The 23,636-nt window shown below is 56.9% G+C and carries 17 protein-coding genes and 1 pseudogene; 5 read left to right on the top strand and 13 right to left on the bottom strand.

What is annotated here, in order from left to right; translation table 11 throughout:
• Position 1: 1 nt before the first annotated feature.
• The 13 genes and pseudogenes from AC2JAJ_RS12525 to AC2JAJ_RS12465 form a co-directional block, all read right to left on the bottom strand.
• Positions 2-1,171, bottom strand: coding sequence for a MinD/ParA family ATP-binding protein (locus tag AC2JAJ_RS12525; RefSeq protein ID WP_486415622.1), 1,170 nt, complete (start codon positions 1,169-1,171; stop codon positions 2-4).
• A 241-nt stretch (positions 1,172-1,412) separates the two neighbouring features.
• Positions 1,413-2,330 carry a peptidoglycan DD-metalloendopeptidase family protein gene (locus AC2JAJ_RS12520; protein WP_501053142.1) on the bottom strand — a complete coding sequence of 306 codons (918 nt, stop codon included), beginning with the start codon at positions 2,328-2,330 and terminating at the stop codon, positions 1,413-1,415.
• Between the two features lie 247 nt (positions 2,331-2,577).
• Positions 2,578-2,769: pseudogene (locus tag AC2JAJ_RS12515) on the bottom strand (SGNH hydrolase domain-containing protein); the annotation flags it as partial.
• Positions 2,770-3,683: 914 nt separating this feature from the next.
• The gene (locus tag AC2JAJ_RS12510; RefSeq protein ID WP_486415624.1) at positions 3,684-3,842 is read right to left on the bottom strand and encodes a hypothetical protein; all 159 of its coding nucleotides are present in this window, start codon (positions 3,840-3,842) and stop codon (positions 3,684-3,686) included.
• Positions 3,843-4,128: 286 nt separating this feature from the next.
• On the bottom strand, positions 4,129-4,959 hold the full coding sequence (locus AC2JAJ_RS12505) for an MBL fold metallo-hydrolase (RefSeq protein WP_486415625.1): 831 nt from the start codon (positions 4,957-4,959) through the stop codon (positions 4,129-4,131).
• 1,488 nt (positions 4,960-6,447) lie between these two features.
• On the bottom strand, positions 6,448-7,524 hold the full coding sequence (locus AC2JAJ_RS12500) for an acyltransferase family protein (RefSeq protein WP_486415626.1): 1,077 nt from the start codon (positions 7,522-7,524) through the stop codon (positions 6,448-6,450).
• A 210-nt stretch (positions 7,525-7,734) separates the two neighbouring features.
• Positions 7,735-9,246, bottom strand: a complete 1,512-nt coding sequence (locus AC2JAJ_RS12495) for a tyrosine-protein kinase domain-containing protein (protein WP_486415627.1) — start codon at positions 9,244-9,246, stop codon at positions 7,735-7,737.
• An 890-nt stretch (positions 9,247-10,136) separates the two neighbouring features.
• Complete coding sequence (locus AC2JAJ_RS12490) at positions 10,137-11,369, bottom strand: MATE family efflux transporter (RefSeq protein WP_501053141.1); 1,233 nt, start codon at positions 11,367-11,369, stop codon at positions 10,137-10,139.
• On the bottom strand, positions 11,366-12,286 hold the full coding sequence (locus AC2JAJ_RS12485) for a glycosyltransferase (RefSeq protein WP_486415630.1): 921 nt from the start codon (positions 12,284-12,286) through the stop codon (positions 11,366-11,368). The genes AC2JAJ_RS12490 and AC2JAJ_RS12485 overlap by 4 nt, the downstream gene beginning before the upstream one ends.
• A gap of 269 nt (positions 12,287-12,555) precedes the next feature.
• On the bottom strand, positions 12,556-13,794 hold the full coding sequence (locus AC2JAJ_RS12480; RefSeq protein WP_501053140.1) for an O-antigen ligase family protein: 1,239 nt from the start codon (positions 13,792-13,794) through the stop codon (positions 12,556-12,558).
• A gap of 29 nt (positions 13,795-13,823) precedes the next feature.
• Positions 13,824-14,780, bottom strand: coding sequence for a polysaccharide pyruvyl transferase family protein (locus tag AC2JAJ_RS12475; protein ID WP_486415632.1), 957 nt, complete (start codon positions 14,778-14,780; stop codon positions 13,824-13,826).
• A 118-nt stretch (positions 14,781-14,898) separates the two neighbouring features.
• Positions 14,899-15,969: a glycosyltransferase gene (locus tag AC2JAJ_RS12470; RefSeq protein ID WP_501053139.1), complete on the bottom strand. Its 1,071-nt coding sequence runs from the start codon at positions 15,967-15,969 to the stop codon at positions 14,899-14,901.
• 67 nt (positions 15,970-16,036) lie between these two features.
• Positions 16,037-16,849, bottom strand: coding sequence for a WecB/TagA/CpsF family glycosyltransferase (locus tag AC2JAJ_RS12465; RefSeq protein ID WP_486415633.1), 813 nt, complete (start codon positions 16,847-16,849; stop codon positions 16,037-16,039).
• 317 nt (positions 16,850-17,166) lie between these two features.
• Here AC2JAJ_RS12465 and gmd point away from each other — a divergent pair, with 317 nt between their 5' ends.
• The 5 genes from gmd to AC2JAJ_RS12440 all read left to right on the top strand — a co-directional run bounded on the left by gmd (position 17,167) and on the right by AC2JAJ_RS12440 (position 23,488).
• Complete coding sequence (gene gmd / locus AC2JAJ_RS12460; protein WP_486415634.1) at positions 17,167-18,195, top strand: GDP-mannose 4,6-dehydratase; 1,029 nt, start codon at positions 17,167-17,169, stop codon at positions 18,193-18,195.
• Positions 18,195-19,166, top strand: a complete 972-nt coding sequence (locus AC2JAJ_RS12455; protein ID WP_486415635.1) for a GDP-L-fucose synthase family protein — start codon at positions 18,195-18,197, stop codon at positions 19,164-19,166. Before gmd ends, AC2JAJ_RS12455 begins: the two co-directional genes overlap by 1 nt.
• A gap of 46 nt (positions 19,167-19,212) precedes the next feature.
• Positions 19,213-20,649, top strand: a complete 1,437-nt coding sequence (locus AC2JAJ_RS12450) for a sugar transferase (protein ID WP_486415636.1) — start codon at positions 19,213-19,215, stop codon at positions 20,647-20,649.
• Between the two features lie 199 nt (positions 20,650-20,848).
• Positions 20,849-22,711, top strand: coding sequence for a DUF4012 domain-containing protein (locus tag AC2JAJ_RS12445; protein WP_486415637.1), 1,863 nt, complete (start codon positions 20,849-20,851; stop codon positions 22,709-22,711).
• Positions 22,712-22,888: 177 nt separating this feature from the next.
• Positions 22,889-23,488, top strand: a complete 600-nt coding sequence (locus AC2JAJ_RS12440; protein ID WP_486415638.1) for an LPXTG cell wall anchor domain-containing protein — start codon at positions 22,889-22,891, stop codon at positions 23,486-23,488.
• The last annotated feature ends 148 nt before the right edge of the window (positions 23,489-23,636 follow it).

The following is a 23,636-nucleotide window of genomic DNA, read 5'->3' as shown; positions in this document are numbered from 1 at the left end:
CCTATTGGTACCCGTCCACAATAGCGGCGGCGATCTCTTTGTAGGCCCGCCGCGTCTCCGGCTTCAGCACGTCAAGGGTCACCAGATCCCCGTCGGCCACGCCCCGGTCGTGCGGCACGGCGATGAGTTCGCGGCAGATGCCCGACAGGTGCTCCTGGATTGCATCCTTGTCCACCCGGGAGGACACCTCGTCCTTGTCCGTGATCACCACGATGGCGTTCCGGGCCAGGTCCTCGTAGCCGTGGCTGGCCAGCCAGTGCAGGGTGCTGCGGGCACGCTTGGCGCCGGACACCGCGTAGCCGGCCGCGATCACCAGGTTGTCGGCCGACTGCAAAATCCCGCTCATCGCGTTGTGGGTCACGCCGGTGCCGCAATCGGTCAGCGCCACGGAGTAATAGCTGGAAATGAGCTTCCGGATGCGCAGGTACTCCTCCGCGGTCAGCGAGTCCGAGACCTCCGGGTCCTGCTCCCCCGCGATCAGGTGCAGCCGGCCAGCGTGGTGCATGTACCGCGCCAGGGCCGTCAGCGAATCGATGGATTCGATGTTCCTGAGCAGGTCCGTGATGGTCCGCGGGCTGGACTGCTGGTAGATCCCCTCGCCCAGCGCGCGCTCCACCAGGTCCCCCGAGTCCGGGTTGGCGTCGATGGCGCAGGGCGCATCGCCACGGTATTCGGCCAGGGTCAGGCCCACGCCCACCGTGGTGGAGGTCTTGCCGATACCGCCCTTGAGGCTCAGGATGGCGGTGTTGTAGCTGCCCTGCAGCTGCCGCGAAATCCGGCGGCCCAGCTCGTCCTCCTGGCGCTGCTTGGGACCGGGCCCCAGGTTCCACGCGCCGCCGGTCAGGTTGTACAGCGCACCGCGGAAGCCGCCCACGGGACGGGGCTTCTGCTCCTTGACGAACAGTCCGGGCGAGCTGATGAAGTCCGGCATGGGGCTTTCGGAGATCGCCTCGGCCACGGTGGGCCGGCTGCGGCGGAAGGAAGGCTCCTGGGCGGGGGCTTCCGACGGCGGCACAGCGGCTTCGGGGGCCGCCTGCACAGGGGCGGCGGACGGCGCCCGGGTCGGCTTGGTCACGTCGGCTGCGGCGGCCGCCTCCGCCCAGGACGTCCGGCGCGTCGCCGGCCCTCCGGCGTCGTTCTGGCTGGGCATGTTGGGGCTTACGGCTGGCATGGTTCCTGTCCAGGCATCCTGAACTGAGCCGTCGGCACGACGGAGGTCGCGGCGTCGGCGCAGTTGCGGCTGCCCTGCATCCTCTGTGTGGGCGCCTGCATTCTGATCCGCCGGATCTGGCATGGTCTGTCCCCCCGGACGTTTCGGCAAACGGTTGTGCGGCACTGGTTCAATCAGTAAGTCTAGGCTGGTCAGCGCAGGAGTACCTGCCCGGAGGCCACCGAGGCCGCCTGGGCTGGGGCTATTTAGTGTCCGCGCCCTGTTCCTGTGCCTTGTCTTTTGCGGGATTCTGGGCGTGCTCCTTCGCTGCACTGCTGTTCAGCTGGGAGGCGCTCGGCACGGTCCAGGGGGCCGAATTCGCTGCCGGGTTTGCCTTCTGGTAGTCCGTCATCGGTGTGGTGGCCGGGACCTCGCCATGGCGGAGCGGCTGCAGCGGCCATTTGGCTGGATCGGTGTAGGTGCCGTTCAGGATGGTTTCGAAGTGGAGGTGGCAGCCTGTTGAGGCACCCGTGGTCCCCACCTGGGCCACAAGTTCCCCGGCCTGCACGTGCTGGCCGGTACGGACACCGATTCCCGCAAGGTGGTTGTACGTGGTGATCAGTCCGTTGCCGTGGTCGATTTCCACCCTGTTGCCGCCGCCCCAGGGATGCCAGCCCACTGCCCGCACCACGCCGGCGTCCGCGGCATAGACTCCCGTCCCGCAGGCTGCGGAGAAATCGAGTCCCCAGTGGAACTCCCCCGCCGATCCGGTGATGGGGCTCGTCCGGAGACCGAAGGGCGAACTCGGCGCAAGCGAGTCCAGCGGCGCCTCCAGGGTCCCGGCAGCCGGCCGCACCGGGGCGGAGGACACGTTGACTTTGGCGGTCTCTTTCCTGGCTTCGGTACGCACCATTGAACGGGTGTAGGCCAGCCGGGCATCCGCCGAAGCCGACAGGGCCGCCGACTCCACTTCGGGATTCTGTGCAACCGCCGGGCCGGCGGTTGGTGCGGTCCCCGCGCCGCCGGGCGTTTGGCCGGAGGCGGAAAAGGAGCCATCTGCCTGAAGCCCGACAGCAAGGACGGCGAGAACAGCGGTGCCTGCGCCGATGGCCAGGCGAGCGGCACGGCGCCGGTGCTGCCCCTTACGGCGGACAGCAGCGCGCGCCAGATGTTTAGCCAAGATGAATCCCCCAATAGTGGCCGCCCGGGTGCCAGGAAGTCGGCGGCAGTTTAACCATGGGAACATGGCGGGCAGGCCCGGAAACCGGAAAAACCTGGATATGTGAATAACCTATGCAAACCCTCGCGCGGGTCTTGCCGAATGGTGCGAGTCCTTGCAGAATGCTGGGGTCAGTTGAGGAGTCCGGTGGGCGGGTGCTTTCCTGGCGCCGCGGGTCCTAACTGCGACGGGGTCGCGGTAGCAATATCTATCCGGCTGCAAGGGCCTGCGCGAGGACCGGTCCGAGTTTCTGCGCGTATTCCACCGATACATGTCCGGAATCGACGCGTATCGGTGTCTGCCCCGAGAATCCAGGGCAGTAGCCTTCTTTGTTACAGAACCAATAAGCGGTATCTATGTATGTCGCATTCCGGTCTGTCGCAGCTTTCCAGGAGGAGAACTCAGCACTGCGACCCGCCCGCTGCTCCCGGCCACCCGGCTCAAAGTCGTAGCCAAGCCATTGGCTATCTCATCAACCGCGTCTTGGCCCTTCTTCCCTGAAGATAAGCGCCTCATGGTGCTGTCCTGAGCAGAGGCCAGGATAGTTAGATCGGGATAGATCAATTTGACTCGGTCCATCGCCCATTGCAGGTGAGCGTCGCAAACGGAAAACGCAGCACCGCCTTCTTGATTCACTGAAACCGCTGCCGCGGGGCACTGCCCCATCGTGAGAGCAAGCGTCGCCGCGGTACTCGGCGAGGGTAAACCCACACCCCCTGTGGCTGATGTCTTGCCGATGCTCTCTTTTGGCTAGGTACTGCGGTGTTGTAGCTCCCCCCGAACTGGCGCGAGATCCGGCGGGCAGCGTCCCGGGTGACGCCGCCGAGGCCTACCCTTCGTTGGGCCGATGGATCCGCAGAGGCTACGGGCGGTGCATGTGAGGTTCTTGCGGCATCCACTGCAGCTGCGCGGCCTCGGCCCAGGAGCTACTGCGCGTTACAGCATCTCCGGTTCCAATGTGGTCAAAGGGTTGGTGTTCACGGCTGGTAGGGTTCATGTCCAGGTATCCCGCGGTACATCGTGGGTACACAACTGTCGTGGCGTCGACGCAACTGGGGTCGCCCTGCATCCTCTGCTTGGGCGACTGGACTCTGATCCGCCGTATCTGCATGTCTGTCCCCCGGACGTTCGGCAAACGGTTCTGCAGCACGAATTCAAACAGTAACGCTAGGTTCCAGAGCAGAAGACCTGATCAATGGTGCATCAGGGCAGCAGAAACAACACCCGCTGTAAGGATGAGCAAAATGGTCAAAATGGTGTAACCCTGCCACTTAGGCCGGTTCTTGTGCGGGTTGATATCGACGTAGGGCACGATTATTGCTGCTTTTCCAGGGGGGCAGGACGAGCCGACACCCTGACTAAGCGCCGCTTGATTCTCAGCACCTGGTACAATACGCCAAAAGGAAGCAGCAACGTGCCCAATAACGCAAAAAGTGCGAGGGCGAAGTCAGAAACAGCCACCAGAATCTCCATCGGTCATAAGCATCCTTATTGCCTAAGACATAAACACGTGAAGCAGCCCATTGACAAGTCAGCTCAAGCGATGCTCGGTGACACGGCGTTGATTAACGATCGATGGCGTACCACACCGTCACGGCTGTTGCCATCCCCAAAGCGGCTAGCGCGACAAAAGAAAAAAGCTGCAATCTCCTCTTGCGCAGCTTACGCCGCCCGTAGCGCGCATCACTGACTCCCCCATATCGGCCCATATGCACATGCTAGGAATGGCAGCTCAAGATTTCCTCAAGTCAACGAATTGTTACGAGACTTGCTGCTGCATCGGTTTGCGAGTCTCCTGCAGGCGCTTGATGAACCAGCGAGACTGTTCCGGACCATAGGGCAGCACGGGGATAGCCTTGGTGGCGTCGTTAGGAGTATCCCGGATGGATTGGAGCGCTTGACGTACTGCCGTAGACATTGTGCTGGCCATAGTTTTGACAAACTGGTCACTGCAGCATTTTCCGTGTCCCGGAACGAGGAACTCGTAGCGGTGGCGCAGTGCTGAGATGTGCCTCAGCACGTCAGCCCACTCCTCTGGATAGGAGTCCTCGAAGGAGGGGTGGGCGCCCTGCTCAACGAGGTCGCCCACGAAAAGAGTGGTTGGGGTACCGACCAGGAGATCGCCGTCCGTGTGGCCTCGCCCTAGGTAGAAGAGGGTTGCTGTGAGACGACCAAGGTCGACCAATACCGGTTGGTCTTTGACGATGGCATTTGGAACCACGAGCTCCACGTTCTCGCCTGCACCAGCCGACATCTCAGGTTCGATAGTTGCGACTTGGCGTCGCTGGAGGTCACCACGTTGATCGATCTCGGCGGCACAGTTCTGATGGGCCCAGAATTCGCTGACGCCCGATTCGGCGAACACGGCGTTGCCGAAAAAGTGGTCATAGTGGGCGTGGGTGTTCACAACGACGAGGGGCCTGTCGGTCTTCCCTCGCACAGCGTTCAGAATCTCACGTCCTTGACGAGGTCCACTGCCAGTATCAATGACCATGGCCCGCTCGGAACCTATTATCAGCCCGGTGTTTAGCAGGGCACCTTCAGTGACTAGTACGTAGTTATCCATGCCGACCTCGAGCCATTCCGACATTGTTTCTCCTACCTCCAGCAGAACATTGCGTTCGTCTTGGTCCCCGATTCTATCCAGAGGCAACCTTTGTTCCGGGGAGGCAACTCGCAGCGCAGGGTGGCCACGAGCGATTCGCAAGCTTCGCCGCCAGGTTACTTATCGGTTCCCAGCTTTTTCAATCACCGGCAAAGGAAGCTGCAAGGGACCTCCGCGTAGGCGGTGGGTACACCGGTAGAGACTTCAGTGCCGCACACTCAGGCATAGGACCGGAGGGATCGAAGAGGGGGACGCCAGGGAGGCATTGAGCTGCCCGGGCGTGGCCCTAAGTTCAGGCACAGGCCACGTCAGAGCGTTGAGTCCAGGGGCACTTGCCGTAAACTTGACCGAATGCCTCTCGCGTAACCGACCGATTACAAATCCCACAGTTCGAGGACTCCAGTGCAGTCGGTCCTTAGACCTACTTTGCGCTCCTCTTCGGCACTTTCGCTACTAACCGAAACAACTCCCAGTAGCCAGGAACCCTGAGACCCTCGGGAAAATGGACCTCCCTGTACTGCCAACTCTCGGAGCATGCACGCGAGCAGAACGGCGACGGCGCCGTGTGCCGGACGTGCAGCCCGCAAAAGGTACATTTAGGCCCAATCCCGAAGGCGCGGTTGATCGTCTTAAACATGCACGGAGACTAGCTTCCTGCACTCTACCGATCACCAGTATTGACTACCTGTCTTCCCTGGTCTTCATACTTGGAGTAATAGGATTTGCGAGATTCTTGCGTGAGCTCCGCAGTCGATTAAAGTCAACGCTATTTCCAGCCTCTTCGACCATGACTTCACAGGTACCGGACGTCCTCTAACAACAGCAGACACGGATCAACGTCTAAGTCCTCGGCGAGGTCTGCCCGAGCTGTCTTGGAAAGCGTCCGTTCATTTCAGGTGGGGCCAACTTTTTCGACGGGAACCTTTCAGTAGTCAAACCCAGCAACCGGAGGTCAGGAGCGTCCTCCGTTCCGCCTGGTCCAACCAGTTGCCTCTATCTTCCTGAGCACTCGTCTTTGAGCGAAGACGAGTACTCACGATTTTCGCCGGCCGGTCGAGAGACATTTCCCATTATCCAGCGGCCAGTCCCCCGTGAGCCCATGTCGTTTCGGCGCCAGCACGCCATATCGGTAAAGCGGCCCTCGCACTACAAGGAGTAAGTCCTCAAAGGTTTGCATGCTCGGGATTCTTTGCTCAGCTCCACCGAAGCTATGCCCACCTGCGCGCTTCGCTCACAGCATCCGATACGGCCTACAGATCACTCCCCATGTGTGAGACCGAAAGACGGAGACGCCGGCGACGAGAAGGAATCCCGAATTAGAGCCCCTCGTTTGCATAAGCTGCGCGACAACCTCCGCATCAGACTGAGCCAAACCTTGCCGACAAAAACCCATGAGCGGGCCTCATGGTCGCGGTCTCCGCTCGGCAGCGTCGAACTACGCCTCTATCCGGGGAGGGGACAACTGGTCGCCCGCTAGTTAGCTGCCGCCGACTGCGTAGGACGTGTTAGTAATTGCGACGTAAACCGTATCAACGGTCGCTCCACCAAGAAATGGAAAAGTATCCCACCCCCAACCGCCAGTAATCCCAAAAACGCCACCGCAAACTCAAACCCAAAACTGCCCAGCACCTTGACCCAGGCAGCCGCTCCTACAAGCAGGAATATATTGTGCGTAAGGTAAATAGAATAAGACGCGTTACCGAGCATTTCCCAGAAACGTGCCAAGCGAGAACTGTCGTTGGGGGTCATAAGGCCGACAATCACTGTCAACGACGCAACGACAGCCACTACCGCCGTACTAAGGAAATCGCGAACCAGGAATGCCGCCACGGTGACGCAACCAAGGGCCGCCCATGCCAGCACCGGGCGACCCTGGGGGGGCGCTAATAGGAGTCCATAGCGCCTGCTAACAATACCCACTAGAACGCCACATCCGAAAAGAATATTGGCGCGATTGAAAAAGAAGCTCAGCAATTCATCTGAAGCCATGGACCAACCGAAGACGCTGCTCATTAACCAAACCACTATAGGGGCCACACACCAAGCATAAAGAACGTACGGCATCCTCCTTTTGAGCAGGTAAGCAATCGCAAAGAGGATATAGAAAAGAGCTTCGTGTCGCAGAGACCAGACTACATTTGGACGAACCTCTCCCAGAGGTATAAGGAACATTGCGTTGACATAGGGCAGCAGCTCAAATTCGTGAGCACCAATGTACCGCACTGTCGCATACAAGATAACTGCTACCCACAAGAGCGGAACAATTCGTATGAACCGCTTTTTGAGGAAGCTTGCTATCCCCGTCTTCGCTTCCAGCGTTGCAGCTCGGAGCGATACATGCACAATAATAAAGCCACTGAGAGCGAAGAATAAGTCAACTCCCACCGCGCCCTTGTTGAAAAGACCACCAAGCAGGGCCCTATCAAAATACGGCGGCAACCCAAGCACCGCGGCGGAGTGACATAGAACGACAAGGAGAACAGCGTTAGCTCGCACAAATTGCAGGCCTTGGAATTGCGCCGGGCGCGAGCTCACAAACAGTTGCGTCATAATTACCCCCAAAAAAAGAGCAACGAGCTCCTCGTTTACGATTAGGCCAAGGTGTTATGCCGCTCCTCCTCGGCCCTTGTATCACTAATTGACAGATAGGGCATTCAGAACTGGAATGCCCCGAGGAGGATGCCATCGAGAACGGCCTAGGAACTAACCCGCCGGAGGTATGCCCTAGCCAGAGTCAACGTCAACCGGAGCGCACTCTTCTCAGGGCTCCAGCCCCCGAACGGGAAAGGGCCTGGGAGGCCGTTGTAGATTCTGCATCGCGGCAGGTTCCAACAACGGGATATCATCCAGCTGCCGCCACTCATCGCTCCGAACTTTTTTGCCAGTCCGAGGGGAGATGCCTGTCCCGCCGTTAGAAGGGTCACTATCGCTCGAGTAGTAGCTATATGCATAGGCGTCAGGACCTCGGGTTGGCAGCATATTGAGCACCACTCCAAGGACATTGGAGCCCACCATGCGCAGAGCATCTATAGATTTCTCTAGATCCTGTACACGGAGTTTCTGGGTACCAACTACAACAACAACTCCCCCAACGTGCTGCGAAAGCACCGCGGCATCAGTAACTGGCAAGAGGGGAGGCGCATCAACGATGATCACATCAAATGCCTGTTCCAGATTCTCAATGAGGAACTTCATTTCATCTGACCCGAGCAATTCGCTCGGATTCGGAGGAACTCGGCCGGAGGTCAGAACGAACATACTGTCCTCCCCCCATGGCTGCAGTAAGTCGTTGACCTCGGCTGAACCGATCAGGGCGGTTGTCAGCCCAGCATTTCGGTCGAGCCCGAGATACTCATTAACCATGGGGCGTCGAAGATCGGCATCGATCAGACATACAGACTGACCAGCCTGAGCCAAAGCAATCGCAAGGTTAGTTGCAGTTGTACTCTTACCCTCTCCCGGGAGTGACGACGTAACGAGGACGGTCTTGGCTCGCTCCGCAATGTTTGCAAACTGCAGATTGGTCCTCATCTGTCTAAAGGACTCTGCTCGAGGGCTCTGAGGGGGCGCTTGAGTGAGCAGAGGTTTTCGTTTGGCATCTTGGTCGAAGGCTATGCCTCCTAGGAGGGGCGCGTCGGTAACCCGCCGCAAATCGGCCTCTCCCCGGATTTTGTTATCAAGTTTGGTCCTGAGAATTGCGACGCCTAAGCCGACGATGACACCGCCGAGCAAACCAGCGGCAAGATTGAGCCTGGTGTCAGGCGCCGATGGCACTGTCGGGGCGGCGGCCGGCTTGATGACAGAGAGACTGATAGGAGACGTGCCACCCGACTTGGGCTTCTCCAGGGAATCCACCACGCTTATGAGGCTGTTGGCCACCCCCTGAGCTATGGCGGCAGCCTGTACCGGCGAGTGGTCGACTACCGAGATATCCACCAGCACTGTATTGAGATCTGTGGTGGCCTTGACGCGGCTTGCCAGTTCTTGTGCCGTGGTTTCCAGCCCAAGGGAGTCAATCACCGGCTGCAGTACGATCGGCGAGCCGACCGTCTTGGCGTAAGACTGAACGCGCGCTTGGCTAAAGGTGTTTCCTTGCTGCAATTCTTGGACGGAACCGGAACTCTGAATTGCAACGAAAAGCTGCGTTTCAGAGGTGTAAATTGGCTTAGTGAATATAGAGACGGCGGCACCGAGCAAAAGGCCCATAAGTGTGAAAGCCATGATTACGGTCCAATTCCGACGCAGAACGCGCAGGTAGTCGCCAAGTTCCAAACCGGGTCCCCCAGTGTCAATTATGCAAACGCAGTCGGTTGGTTGTTCTCCAGCCGCAGCGCTCCGTGTTTACGTCGATTGTACCCGGACTCCGTACCAAGCAAGGACTTCATCGGCTCTGGGCCGGTCCTCAGCAGTCAGCGGCGGTACGACCGTTGGCCATAGCTTTAACACTCACCCGCTCGCGCAGCGGACGAGCTGGCTCCAGGACCTTTCAAGAGCGCAGATTACGCAGTACGGCATAAGGCCACCCATGAAAAGATAGCGATAGTAGGCTTGCCTCTAGCCGAGGAGATCGAGATCCTGCTAACGGCTAATACGATCAGTGCTAGACACCCGGGTAATCGGCCTCATGCCGCCCCCGCAGCGATCGAGCCTAAGCCTACCCAGTATTCGCCGCTACTATTTCAAGCATGAGCCTACTTTCAACCCTCCTCAGTGACGCAGAGCGCTTAGCAGGGTCTCAACCGAACCTACTCACTATCGTCAAGATGGCGATTACGTCGGCGCCGTTTCGTTGCGTACTTCTTTATAGGGCATCGGCAAGCGCCTACAAGGTGGCGCCGCCACTCGGACGGATGTTGTATCAGGCTAATCTCCTTCTTCATGGCGCCGACATAGATCCCAGAAGCACCATAGGCCGAGGATTACTACTACAGCATCCCGTAGGAGTCGTAATTGGCGGAGGAGCTTCACTAGGAAAGCACTGCACGTTAATGGGTGGGGTCGTCTTAGGACGAAGAGAGGTCCAGGGCGGACCCTCTCCTCTGGAGTATCCGCAGGTCGGTTCCAGAGTCCTTCTGGGTTCCGGCGCGTGCGCTCTCGGTCGTGTCCAGATCGGCGACGATTCTGTTGTCGGAGCACTGGCCCTGGTCTTGCATGATGTTCCGTCAGGTTCTGTCGCTGTCGGTAACCCTGCGACGCCTCGAACGAGACAGTGCCAAAGCCAATAGCAGATATGTGGCCGTAACCGTGGTGGCTGACCCGATTGCCATGGCCCAGACAAAAACCTCGATGTTCCTGTAGGTAGCCAAAATACTAAGCACAAGGGTCACCACTATGCCGACAGACTGTCCTAAGAAACTAATTCCTCCGAAACGAAAGACCTTTATTACGGCACCCCCAGGTTGCCCAACAACAACCAGGGACAGCAAGACCGCAGTGGGAAGCAAAATTGCGTTAACGGCATCAACCTGCTCTTCAGGTATTACAAACTTTCCTAGGAAAGTCACTGCTAACAGTGCCACGACAGTCATTGCCAAACCAACAGCTAGGGATAATCCCACAGTGATAGCTACGGCCTTTGCCAGGCCGCCGGACTTTCTACGATTGGCGTAGAGACGGATCAGGGAGGGCTGAAATGCAGACGTAAAGAGCGTCATTGGCGATAGAACGCTTTGCGCAAGGCGGATCGCGCCGTAGTTTGCAGCGCCGAAGGCGCTGAGAGCCAAGAAGGGAATTGCCTGCGATAAGCCTGTCCCTGTTAGAAACTGGAGCGTCATCAGGCGTTCAAATTTCTCCCTTCGGCGTAGGAAAAGAGCCGCGCGGCCGATTTTTGGCATACCTCCAACGACAAGTCCAAATACGACCCACGTCGCCGATGATAGGAAGGCAAATACTGTGGGCCAGGGAGCCAACGCGCTGGTCAAGGCGAGGCACAGGGCAATCAACCCAAACGCCAGACGAATGAACTCCATCGGCAGAAGCACGAACCTCTGGGGCCCTGAGACACGCCCTCCAGCCATTTCGCTGTACCTCACCATGTCGGAGGTAACAAATAAGCCAACACACATGAGAGCGGGAATGAGTTCGACACTATTCAAGAAGCAGGCGACAATAGCCGCCAAAATTAGGCCGAAGGCGGACCACATAAAACCAAAATCAAGATAGCCATGCCGTATTTCGGGATCATGGGACTGAGCAATCAACTGCTCCCCAAACACAGCTCTGTTCATCGACATTAAAAGCATCCAAATCGCCCAGAATGCAGCAAGAACGCCAAATTCTGCTGCATCAAGGACGTGGGAAAAGGTTAGAGTCAGCATCAGGCTAGACGCGGCTTGTCCCAGCTGAGAAACGATAGAGTCCACCGAACGCCAGAAGAAGACCATTCGCTCATTCATGCGAGCAATTTTTCAACAGCCAACGATAGCTTGTCTTCAGTGCAGGCATTAGAAAATTGCAGGCCTTCCGAAGGATCAAAACCTGCTTCCAGGATTCTGCCCATAGCGGAGCAAAGGCCGAATGCATCTGGATACGAAAAAGTTTCACCCAACGAATGGCGCCGGGTACGCCATCCCACGAGACCGTGATCCGAAGCGACAACCGGCGTTGATGAGGCGGCAGCACGGACCAAGACCCCGGAAGTTGAGGTAAAGGCTGCGTGATATGGCAACAGTACTAGGGAACTAGCGGCGAAGTACGTTGCAAGATCTTCATCACTAACGTATTCAGAAACATGGATGAAAGAGTCTCCGTAGGTGGTGGCCAAGTCCTCCAGTTCGGTCAACAGTGGAGACGCGACTCTACCGACGAGAGCCACGTGAAGATTGTCCCTCTCGGACCGCAGCTTTTTCAGCGCACTTACAGCGACGTCGAACCCTTTTCGCTCATCCTGCCCACCCACCAGGAGCACGATATCGATGTCATCGGGCCATCCCAAGCGCTCACGCGCAGTGGAACGTGTCATAGATCCGAAGGGCCCGGTCCAAGGATCCGGAAAAACGTGCAGTCCCGCCTCTCGGCGGACCCGCTCATCGAATATCCCAGTCTCTGGCCGGATGATCCTGCCTAGTAGCGCCAATACCAAACGTTTCTGGATCTGCCTAAAAGACCATTTGCCTGCCGGCAAAAGATCCGCAACCCGATAACGTACTACTATCAAGCGCGTCCTGGGAAACAGGCAGCGAATAAGAACGGCGAGCCAGGGCAGGGCACCAAAGTAATCGTCTATAGCGGTGAGTACTAAAGTTCGTGTCTTATAGCGTCTCAGCGCTTTCCTGGCCGCGAACAGCAGGCGGACAAGCAGGGAGGAAGTCACACGCGAACCTGCCGCCACCGGAGTCTTTGTTCGGATGTTCCTAAATAAGACCTGGCTGGGGACTCCCTCTTGGAAGTCCCGGAGGTCGGCCCCATCAACCCGGTGAGGGGCACAAAGGAAGACGTCCTGGCCCGACGCAACGGCGCCCCTCAGCATTGGGCCCAGGACATGAAGCCGTGACGCGAAGGGGTTTGCTTCTATAAATACAACAGCCCGACTTCCGCTGTCCCCTTCAGATCTAACCTTCACCGCCGAGCAGCTCGCTTTCTTCATCGTCGGACACCCCTACTGATCTTTCTGGAACCTGCTCCTGACGCAAGGTACGGAGCGGAGCAGAGGACAAGTGCGTACAGAGGCAGGGCCGTTCCCAGCCTCTCAAGGACCGGGTTAACTGACATAGTTATCACCCCGGCAAACAAGGCCGGCATCCAGATCAATGCACCTCTAAGCTCTCCCGGCGAGGACGCCAGACAAGCCAAGAGGGCAGCACTTAGCAAAAGTCCAAAAAGGACGACGGCAACAATCCCAGCGCAGAAAGCAAGGGTTAAAAATGAATTATGGAATGGCACCGGCTGGATGATGCCGCGAATATTCGCTAGGCCAGTTATACGCTCTGAAGCTGCCGCGCCCGTTATAGGGCTTTTCGCGATCGTCGCAAGGGCTTGGTCCCATAGTCCCAGTCGCGTGCTGGTATTATCCACCCTTCCAGTCGCAGAATAGAACTGAGACACCCACCTACTTGCGTTGTAAGAAATAATGGCAAAACACAGTACTAGGCCTCCCGTACGCAAAACGAGAGAGCCGCGAGTCTTTGCTGAAAGCAACCAGACGCAAATACCGGCGACAAGTCCTACGAAGGCTACAGTTGCCGACGGGTATTTTAGAAAGGCGACAATGAGCGCGATAACGACAGTGGTCTTCATCACAATAACGCCGCTGAACCGGGGGGCAGCTAGGGCAACGACGGCGAGATACGCCTTCTCATGCCCCAGAAGAATAGGTTGAGAGCCTGCTGGCGTTAAGATGCCGTCCACAAGGGCCGCACCTGCGAAACAATAAGTCGCCCATTGGAAAAATCGTCTTGCAGGAAGATGCCAACCTGGCCGCGCTGGTAGTGCATAGTAGGCTACGGGGGCAATCACAATAGCGATCACGCCTGCCAGCACTACAAAACTGTCCGCCGCCCAGTGCTTTGTAAGAATCGCGTAAGTGAACACCCCGGCAACCCAAAGACCGAACAGATAGATGGAAAAAACGACTCCGATGTGAAGCCGACGTCGGTCTCCAGCCAAAGATCCGTCAATTGCAAAAGCAAGAGCTAACCAAAGGATCGCGATCAGGTATCGATAAGAAGGACCATCTGACGTCCAGGAAAAGACATCGAGAGTGGCAAGCAACAAGGCGGTCCCAATGGTGGCGGGACAGCGCGGCCCTTGTCTCGGAATGGATAGTTCGCCAAGCGGACGTACGCACTCTTCACGCTTTCCAAGAAAGTTATGGCGCGTCATTGAGCGCGCAGAAGGACGAGTGCCTTCGTCTAGTTGGCGGACCAATTTACTAGGTTCTCTTTCCACTTTTCAATAGCGGCATGGGGAATGGTCAGCTGCACAGATTTCCGGTCGTCGACTTGTTGCCAGTCGGACTCCGTCAGGGCATTGGACATCACGGGGAGACCTATGTCCCGCGAAATTTCAGTAGCACGATTGTCTATCGCGAGAATGGTCGAACGAACACCGAACTGGAGGGCCCTAATCCCCGCATGCAACCGCGTACCAACGTAATCCACATGTCCTGAAGAAAGCGCATCATCAAAATCCTTCAGGGCGGGCCCTAAAAACGTCAGGTCTCTGCCGAGGCTAGAAAGATACTCGCGGTCACGGGCGCCTTGCGGCCAGATCAGCACCTCATCGTAACGATCTTGAAGTCCCTTGATAAGGCGAGCATCCCGGGCTGGATTTTTATGATAGTCAGTTATAGTCATCAGTACGCTCGATGGCGCGGCCGTCGAAAAGGTTATCGTCGGTGGAAGCTGCCAAACAGTGGGGCAGCTGGTATTGATTGCCTGAACACCCATCTCACCTAGACGCTCGGCAGTGTACGTATCACGCACGCTGTTCGTTCCGGAAGCAAGCAGGCCCTTCCACACGCGTCGCGAGATCTTATTTACAGCGGGCTGATATTGCCACCACCCAACGCCCATGGTCGATACACGGTCTTTGTAGGCAGTATAAGTGCCGGGGTCGAGCTTCCACTGAATATATCTTGGGATATTTCCATTCAGAATATTCGTTCCCCCGACGATGAACTTATCGCAAGTGCGGACCAGGGAGCGCTCCGAACGGTTGAGAAATGTCTGCGTTGGTAGCCGGACAAGTTCTGCTCCCACGAGCGTCTGCGATAGCTCACGGGACACGGCATCAGCGATAATCTGGTCGCCAGTATTGCGACTGTTTACACTCGGGTCCAGCCAACCGACACGAATTGAATTTGCCATTGCAAGTAATCCTTCTGATTAATCTCGGACATCAAACGCTTCGCTTCCGATGGGTTCGAGAAAATCGGTACGCATGATTGAAAACTAATATGTAATCATAGAAATCCGCGCCGTACTATTACGAGCGGCGGCCTGCAGTAAATGGGCCCTCGGATGCTGCGTGTTGGATACCCAGTACTTGAGCCCATCGTGATTCATAAACGCATCGGGAGAATTCGGCCTCAAAACGATCGCGGGCTTCCGCGCCAAATTTCGCAAGAACATCTGGATTGATAAGTAGCCTATGCATGGTCCTGCGAAGAGCCTCTTGGTCGCCGGCGCGAACCAATTGGCCACTGACCCCCGGCTTTATCAGGTCTCGAATGCCACCAACATCATAAGCGATGGTCGGAAGACTCATGGCCATAGCTTCCACAATCGTTAGCGGTTGCGCTTCAAACGAGTACGTACTCGGAAACACCAGGGCATGGCAGGTTTGCAGTAATTTCCATTTGCTCTCCTCGTTTGCTTTTCCGAGTAGCTTAATTCTTTGTGCGTGTGAGGAGTGGTCGATGAGATGCTTGATCTCATCATAGGTGCCAGCGTCAGGGGCGGCTCCGGCTATGGCGAAAGACACGTTCGTATCCAACTCGCACAGTTCCAGCGCAGCGCGCACAAAATCCTTAACGCCCTTTTCGGGTAGGAGATTGGACAGAAACAGAAAAAGCGGCTGACTACTACGGCGGTGGGTAACTGCGGGAATGTTATGCGGAGTGTTTGCAATGGTCGTTAGACTACTGGAGACAAACTCGGTTACGTCCCAAGCCAACGACGGACCAAGGCACACCGTGGTGGCCGCGGATTCCAGGGCCCGTCGGACCAAAATACAGAAAACTCGGTTTCTATTGGCTAGACGCGTAAAGCCGCTGGTATGAATATAATTTACGATAGGGCACCGGAAGAGACGTAGGATCTCCGTTAGCAGCCAATCGATAGAAAAAGACCCAGGACGATTCGTGATAAACAAAACGCAAACGGTTGGTCTTAGGCGGATCAAGCTGAATACAAGCCTGAAGATTAAACCGAACGACTTGAGTATTTTGCTCGCAGAGAAACGCCCCACATCACCTACGGTCTTACTAAACCTACGGTCAACCAAGTGCGCTTCAACGCCAAGCGAGTCGAGTGACTCTAAGAAGACTTGCGTCATAATAGTTGAGCCATGATGCGGCGGGGGTACCTGGCTGATAACAAGAACTCTGGGTGACGACATCAGCCTAACGGTATCCACCGCTGCCCGCTCCTTTGTGGGCAATTGAGTGCAACGCTATCCTCAGAAACTTGATGTTCCCGAACAAGTAGCGACGCCAAAGTCTACGCGGCTCGGAAAGCAAACGGAACAACCACTCTAGGCAAAGGTTAGTCATCCACCTTGGAGCCTCCCGAACGGTGCCGGCGGCAAAGTCGAAAGCAGCACCGACCGCGATACAAGTGAGACCGGTTGACTCGGCCAACCGTCTCGCTTCCTTATCCTGCTTGGGGGTACCTAGCCCGACCCAAACGATATGTGGCTCGGCGGCGCGAATGCGTGCATCTTGTTCTGCTAACTCCACCTGCGTCAGTGCGCGGTAAGGCGGACTCTCTACACCCACGATCTCGCAACCAGGAAATCTCTCTGAAAGTTTCGTTTGAAGTTTGCACAACACGGCATCAGATGAGCCCAGCAGATAATGGCGAACTCTAAATTGCCGACCCACATCAAAACAATCCAGGAACAGCTGAGGTCCTCTGATCTGGTTGAGGCGTGGGGCGTGTCTGACGAGCTTGGAGACTATGGAGAGGGGCTTACCGTCAGGAAGATTGATGGATTCTCCAGACAGAAGATTGGCGTAGGAGTCGTCGGCATCAGCCAAGGCGAGAGTGTAAGCGTTCACTAGGTGAACATGTCGGGCACTCTTCTCGCTATCTGTCGCCATTCGACATAATTCGAGCACAGCCTCGCCTGGCGTCGTTGCGACGACAGGAACACTTCCAAAGAGTTGGGCAGTAGCTGGCCAAACAGTATCGTTCTTTACTTCTTGAGAAGTCATAGGTCCCCCAATTCTTGTCACACCCCGATCCCAGCCAAGAGTATCGTGGCAGGCTCGCCCCCCTTTACGACCGCGCACTATAGCCGAAGAGGCACGGCGCTGACCGGCGCGTGACGATAGAGATGGGGTGGAATTCCGCAATTACTAGGATACCGGACGGGGCCCGCCGCCTTCGGCCTGGGCCAGCGATCTGTAACCTAGCAGATCATTCGGTGTTCAGAGAACTTTTGACTATGCTTACTGCGAACCAAGCTCGCAACGCTGCCCGCCCCAGTGGGGTCGGGCTATTTTACATTTCGCACCTTTGGGGGGACATCATGTCTAAGCGCGCACTTATCACAGGGATTACGGGGCAGGACGGGTCCTACCTGGCCGAGCTTCTGTTGAAGAAGGGCTACGAGGTTCACGGACTTATCCGAAGGGCCTCCACGTTTAACACCGCCCGGGTCGATCATCTTTATGTCGATCCTCACGACCCTAAAGCAAAGCTGTTTCTTCACTACGGTGATTTGAGCGATGGTGCGCGCCTAGTGACGCTCTTGGCCGAAATAAATCCTGACGAAGTCTATAATCTGGCTGCACAGTCACACGTTAGAGTCTCCTTCGATGAGCCCGAACACACAGCAGACACGACCGGCGTAGGAACGATCCGTCTTCTTGAGGCCGTGCGGATGTCCGGAATCGACACGCGTTTTTACCAAGCATCATCTTCAGAAATGTTCGGGGCTACGCCTCCACCGCAGAACGAAGAGACTCCTTTCTACCCGCGCTCGCCCTACGGCGCTGCGAAGGTTTACAGCTACTGGATCACGAAAAACTACCGTGAGGCTTACGGCATGTTTGCAGTGAACGGGATCCTCTTCAATCATGAATCGCCTCGCCGTGGCGAGACCTTTGTCACGCGTAAGATCACCCGCGCTGTCGCTGCTATCAAAGCTGGCAAGCAGGATCTTCTCTACATGGGCAACCTGGATGCAGTCCGTGACTGGGGATACGCCGCTGAGTACGTCGAAGGCATGTGGCGGATGCTCCAGGCTGACGAGCCTGACGATTTTGTTCTGGCAACGGGGGGTAATTACACAGTTCGTGACTTCCTTCAGATCGCCTTCGAGCATGCAGGTCTGAACTGGGAAGACCACGTGCGTTTCGACGAGCGCTATCTTCGTCCGACTGAAGTAGACGCACTTGTTGGAGATGCCTCCAAGGCGCAGGAAAAGCTCGGATGGAAGGCCTCAGTTCACACACCGGAGCTCGCCCGGATCATGGTGGATGCTGATGTCGAAGCCCTGAAGTTCTCCGGCAAGGAATGGATCGACACCGTCAACCTCGAGAGCTGGAAAAACTAGTGGCTGGGGTCAACTTCAAACCGTCAAAGCTGGACAGAGAGTCGACGTTTTATGTTGCCGGACACCGGGGGCTTGTAGGCTCGGCGATTTGGCGGAATCTCAAGAAGGCCGGATTCGTCAATCTCATCGGACGATCATCTGCCGACCTTGACTTGACCGACCGTCAGGCGGTTTTCGCTTTCTTCGCGGAGTCGAAACCGCGCTATGTAGTTCTTGCTGCGGCCAAAGTGGGTGGCATACTTGCAAATAAGACCTACCCACTCGATTTCCTCAGTGAAAATTTGCGTATCCAGGTAAATGTGCTGGATGCAGCACGTGAGCACGGAGTTGAACGTTTACTGTTCTTGGGTTCCTCCTGTATCTACCCTAAATATGCTGATCAGCCCATCCAAGAAGACTCGCTCCTGACCGGTCACCTGGAGCCAACAAATGATGCCTACGCGATTGCTAAGATCGCTGGCATCATGCAGGTTCAGGCGGTCCGCCGGCAATACGGATTGCCTTGGATCTCGGCTATGCCTACTAACTTGTATGGCCCTGGCGACAACTTTTCGCCTGACGGCTCACACGTCTTGCCAGCGCTTATTCGCCGATACGATGAGGCAGCGAGTGCCAAAGAAGCTAGTGTCACCAACTGGGGAACAGGTGCCCCCATGCGGGAATTCCTGCACGTGGACGATATGGCGGATGCGTGTCTCTATCTTCTAGAAAACTACGATGGGGACTCTCAGGTCAACGTCGGAACCGGTTCAGACGTTTCCATTAAAGAACTTGCATCGCTGGTCGCGGCGGCTGTTGGCTACGACGGTAGAATTGAATGGGATCACAGTAAGCCGGATGGCACGCCCCGGAAACTTCTGGATGTTTCGAAATTAAATGCTGCTGGCTGGAGTGCATCAATCACGTTAGAGGAAGGAATTCGCTCCACGGTGGACTGGTACCGTGCGAACCGCGCGAGCGTACGCGGCTAGGAGCCTTCAGGCCTATATTTTTTAGCTCTAAAATGGGGGACATATTGTGAAGGAAGCGCGTGATTGGCGAGCCCGCTGCAGTCGTCAATTACGACTTGTTGACGGTTTCGTAATTGCGTGGGCCGTCGTGGGTGCGTACGTCATCCGCTTCGGCTGGGCATCAGACTTCGTTGTTGAAGGTCAGGATGCAATCTACGCCTGGCTGTCAATTGTTTTGGCACTGGCTTGGTGGATTATGCTCGGTGCTTGGAACAGCCGGCAGAGCCGCATCCTAGGCGCTGGCCCTGACGAGTATAAGCGCGTTGCTGCCGCCTCGCTTTGGCTTTTCGGTCTTGTCGCAATAGTCTCCTATGTGCTCCGGTTGGACACTGCTCGCGGTTATGTCGGCGTCGCCTTACCCGCCGGCCTTTTCGGACTTCTGCTTGCGCGGTGGCTCATTCGACAGCATCTCAATGTCAACCGCCAATTAGGTCAAAGCATGTCTCGTCTGCTTCTAGTCGGAGGTCCGAGTGCCGTAGCGCACCTTTCCAGGTCCCTCCGATCAGCCAAACATGCAGGATATCTACCCGTCGCCGCCTATACTCCCAACACCTCGGAAGATCCACCATTCGACCCAGCCTTTAAGCTTCCCGTAATCGGGCATTCTCCAGATGCCTATGCGATAGTCGAGGCAATATCGGCCTGCAATGCTGATGCAGTGGCTGTCTCGGCCGGCGTCCAACTGCACCCCCAAACATTGCGGCACTTGGGGTGGGAGTTGGCCTCTCGTAATATTGGGCTAATCATGGCTCCCGCGCTCACCGATATCGCAGGTCCACGGATCCACACGCAACAGGTTGCTGGCCTTCCCCTAATACATGTAACCACTCCCACACTTGAGGGCGGCCAGCGTGTGGCCAAACGACTCTTTGATATTACTGTTTCTGGGATTCTTATACTTCTCCTTATGCCTTTTATGGTTCTCATCGCTGCATTGATTCGGATCAATGATAAGGGACCCGCACTCTTCCGACAGGACCGTGTCGGCATAGAAGGAGCACGTTTCCGGATGTTGAAGTTCCGGTCAATGGTGGTCGATGCCGAGGCTCAACTTGGTAATCTCAAAGCAAAGAATGATGGCAGCGGTCCACTTTTCAAAATGAAGAATGATCCGCGAATTACTCCTATTGGGCGCGTCCTGCGAAAATTGAGTTTGGATGAACTCCCTCAACTTTTCAATGTCTTTTCAGGATCGATGAGCCTGGTTGGCCCGCGTCCTCCACTTCCCTCCGAAGTTGCGGCATACGAGCATGACGTACGCCGAAGACTGCTCGTGAAACCTGGACTGACCGGGCTGTGGCAGGTGAGCGGCCGTTCAAACTTATCGTGGCAAGATTCGGTTCGACTCGACCTCTACTACGTCGAGAATTGGTCCCTCGCCGGGGATCTACTCATCCTGCTAAAGACGTTTCGTGCCGTCTTCCGCGGTGCCGGCGCCTACTGAATTTCTGGCTAACAAGGAACCACGTTTAGAAAGGTTTACGTCTAGTGGGAGCACTCGAGATGGGCTATGAGGAGGATTCTGATCGAAACGCTCCAGACCCGGCTCCGAAGCCACGGACTGTTTCTGTCAGAGGTAAAGCGCATGCAACTGAGCCGCGCGCGGCGCACGAGCAAAACAGCGGAGTTGGGTGCTCCCCGCTATGAGTGACGATATCTTTGACGGGTCCACCCAAGCAGGTCAGCATCGAAAGAGAATCCGACGGGCGGGACGTAAGCCAGGCCGTTTCCTTGGAGCGACGCTAACAATTGGCTTCTTTACAGTTCTGCTGGCAATGGGAGCCTTGCTTGGGGTCCAGGCATACTCTCTGAAAGACCACCTCGAGGCGGCGTCTGGGCTCGTCCCGCAGCTGAAGCGCGAGATTGAGGCTTCAGATTCGGAAAAAACACAGGCAACAGTAACTGCCATACGAAATCACACGTCAGCTGCCCGATCAGTGGCCAACGACCCTCTGTGGACTTTGGCCTCAGGACTACCGTGGGTCGGGTCTAACTTCAGTGCAGTGTCAGAAGTGGCGCGTTCCGCGGATGACATTTCGACGCTCGGATTGGCCCCTCTTGCCGCTGTTTACCAGACATTGGATTGGGACAAGCTGCTGCCAACAGCCGAAGGCACCGACCTTGAAGCCTTAAAGACCGCGGCCCCCAAGATTAAGGCCGCCGCCTATGCCGTTCAGGTATCTTCGCTGCGTCTCGATGGAATAGAACCCTCCGAGCTTCTTCCCCAAGTCGCAACGCCTCTAAAGCAAGCCACTGAAGAACTTCGGAAGGCAACGGTAGCGCTCAATTCAGCGGCAGATGCTGCCAGCATCGCTCCGACCATGCTGGGGGGCGAAGGCCCCCAAAACTACCTACTCATGATTCAGAACAACGCAGAGTTGCGCGCCTCCGGTGGGATACCAGGTGCCCTAGCAGTTGTATCGGTTGACCGAGGAAAAATCACGTTTGGCGCGCAGAGTAGCGCCAACGCTCTCGGCGTAATGTCTCCCCCGTTGGCAGTAGACCAGCAGCAGCAGCACATTTTTTCCACGCGCCTAGGGAAGTACATGCAGGACGTGAATCTGACTCCTGATTTCCCCACAGCGGCTGCTACTGCCACTGCCATGTGGGAGAACAAGCATAGTCAGCGGGTGGACGGTGTAATCGCCATTGACCCGGTCGTCTTGAGCTACATACTGCAAGCAACGGGCCCAGTCGTCATGAATGGAACGGAGTTGGCTGACGCTAGGGCGGTGGGCCTTCCGTCAGAGCTCAATGGCAACAACGTCGTACAGACATTACTCTCCGACGTCTATGCAAAGATTCATGAACCCAGGTTGCAAGACCGCTACTTCGCCGCCCTAGCAAAAGAGGTCTTTTCTGCCCTTTCCAGCGGCAGGGGGGAGGCAAAGGGAGTCATCACGGGCATTGCGAAGGGAACTGATGAGAGGCGCGTGCTGGTTTGGTCGGCCAACCCTTCTGTGCAGTCTGTGATTAGTCAATACGCACTCGGAGGGTCCGTTGAAGGACCGAGCGTATCCCCTGCCCAGTTTGGCGTCTACTTTAACGACGGCACCGGAGCGAAAATGGACTACTACGTCCAGCGCAAAGTCCAGCTCGTCAAGGCGTGCCCCGCCGACGGCTATGAAGAGACGACAGTACGCGTAACCAGCACGAATACCGCCCCTGCGGATGCAGCAACATCGCTGCCAGAATACGTCACCGGGGGCGGTATTTTCGGTGTCCCCGCAGGGACGGTTCAAACCAACATCGTGGTCTATGGACCGGCGCAGGCAAACATCGAGTCTGCCAAGGCGGACGGCCAGCGGACAGCGTTTGCGCCCTACCAGCATGGGGACCGACCGGTCGGCGTCCTGGCCCAGCGGCTTGCTCCGGGAGAAAGCAAGACAGTTGAATTCACCTTCGGGAAGATAGTCCAGCACGCGGAACCTAACGTAGTTGTCACGCCAACAGTTCAACCTGTAAAAGAAGTTACAGTGCCCACGGAAAATGCATCCTGCGGCTAGGGTAGCGGCCACACGTTAACACTCTGTAAACCGAGTTGATTGAGATTGCTCACAAGGAAGAGCAGATGGTAACGTCTTTTTGGGATATCTATCCGTAGTTCTGCACACGGTCTCGTGCAGAGGGGGCACTCCCCAAAATCGGGTATCAAAACTTAAACGTCTCCGGGGGGACATCGCATGAAGAAAACAATGGCTGCACTCGCTCTTGCAGGTTCCATCGCACTGATCGGCTCCGCGCCGGCAATGGCCGCTACCTACCCGGCCCTGCCGCCGACTGCTGCCGTTTCGGACGGCACTGTGGGCCCGGGTGAAACCTTCGTCTTCCGTGGCCAGGGCTTCCGCGCTGGCGAACCGCTAATCATCCGCGTTACGCCGGGCCAGGCTCCTGCTTCTAGTGGCGCTGGCGTTGGTAACCGTGCGGTCGCAACTCGCATCGCCGTTGTCACCGAAGCTCAGGACCTGTCCGCTACTGCTGACGCCCAAGGCGCCGTGGCACTCCCGATCGCCATCAGCGAGGCCGGGACTTACTCCATCACCGCTACCGGCACCCAGTCCGGCGTAACGGTCGGCCCCGTTACGGTCACCGTTGCAGCTTCCCTGGCAAACACCGGCGGCAACGCAGGCGGCGCTCCGCTGGCCAACACCGGCGGTCTGGCAAACACCGGCGCCGACTCCGGCCTGGTTCTCTGGACCCTGGTTGGCGCTGGTGCACTTGCTGCCGGCGCTACCTCGGTCGTCGTGGTTCGCCGCCGCGCCAAGGCCGAGGCAGCTGCCTAAGCGCACCGCTTTCTAGCACCAAAGAAGGTGGGTGGTTCTCCGGAAAACGGAGAACCACCCACCTTCTGCTTTTAAGAAGTTGTGGTATCTATTTGATCTATGGGGAGACATTGGCGCAGAGCACCACGGGAGTACGACCTATCAATCC

The sequence above is a fragment of the Arthrobacter sp. MOO21 genome (assembly GCF_057369995.2).
This window is presented reverse-complemented; position numbering and strand designations above follow the sequence as displayed.

What these genes read in the sequence shown, in the direction of transcription:
- AC2JAJ_RS12525 (WP_486415622.1), bottom strand. Translation starts at nt 1,171, where the DNA reads ATGCCAGCCGTAAGCCCCAACATGCCCAGCCAGAACGACGCCGGAGGG.
- AC2JAJ_RS12510 (WP_486415624.1), bottom strand. Translation starts at nt 3,842, where the DNA reads ATGGAGATTCTGGTGGCTGTTTCTGACTTCGCCCTCGCACTTTTTGCG.
- AC2JAJ_RS12505 (WP_486415625.1), bottom strand. Translation starts at nt 4,959, where the DNA reads ATGTCGGAATGGCTCGAGGTCGGCATGGATAACTACGTACTAGTCACT.
- AC2JAJ_RS12500 (WP_486415626.1), bottom strand. Translation starts at nt 7,524, where the DNA reads ATGACGCAACTGTTTGTGAGCTCGCGCCCGGCGCAATTCCAAGGCCTG.
- AC2JAJ_RS12490 (WP_501053141.1), bottom strand. Translation starts at nt 11,369, where the DNA reads ATGAATGAGCGAATGGTCTTCTTCTGGCGTTCGGTGGACTCTATCGTT.
- AC2JAJ_RS12480 (WP_501053140.1), bottom strand. Translation starts at nt 13,794, where the DNA reads ATGACGCGCCATAACTTTCTTGGAAAGCGTGAAGAGTGCGTACGTCCG.
- AC2JAJ_RS12475 (WP_486415632.1), bottom strand. Translation starts at nt 14,780, where the DNA reads ATGGCAAATTCAATTCGTGTCGGTTGGCTGGACCCGAGTGTAAACAGT.
- AC2JAJ_RS12470 (WP_501053139.1), bottom strand. Translation starts at nt 15,969, where the DNA reads ATGACGCAAGTCTTCTTAGAGTCACTCGACTCGCTTGGCGTTGAAGCG.
- AC2JAJ_RS12465 (WP_486415633.1), bottom strand. Translation starts at nt 16,849, where the DNA reads ATGACTTCTCAAGAAGTAAAGAACGATACTGTTTGGCCAGCTACTGCC.
- gmd (WP_486415634.1), top strand. Translation starts at nt 17,167, where the DNA reads ATGTCTAAGCGCGCACTTATCACAGGGATTACGGGGCAGGACGGGTCC.
- AC2JAJ_RS12445 (WP_486415637.1), top strand. Translation starts at nt 20,849, where the DNA reads ATGAGTGACGATATCTTTGACGGGTCCACCCAAGCAGGTCAGCATCGA.
- AC2JAJ_RS12440 (WP_486415638.1), top strand. Translation starts at nt 22,889, where the DNA reads ATGAAGAAAACAATGGCTGCACTCGCTCTTGCAGGTTCCATCGCACTG.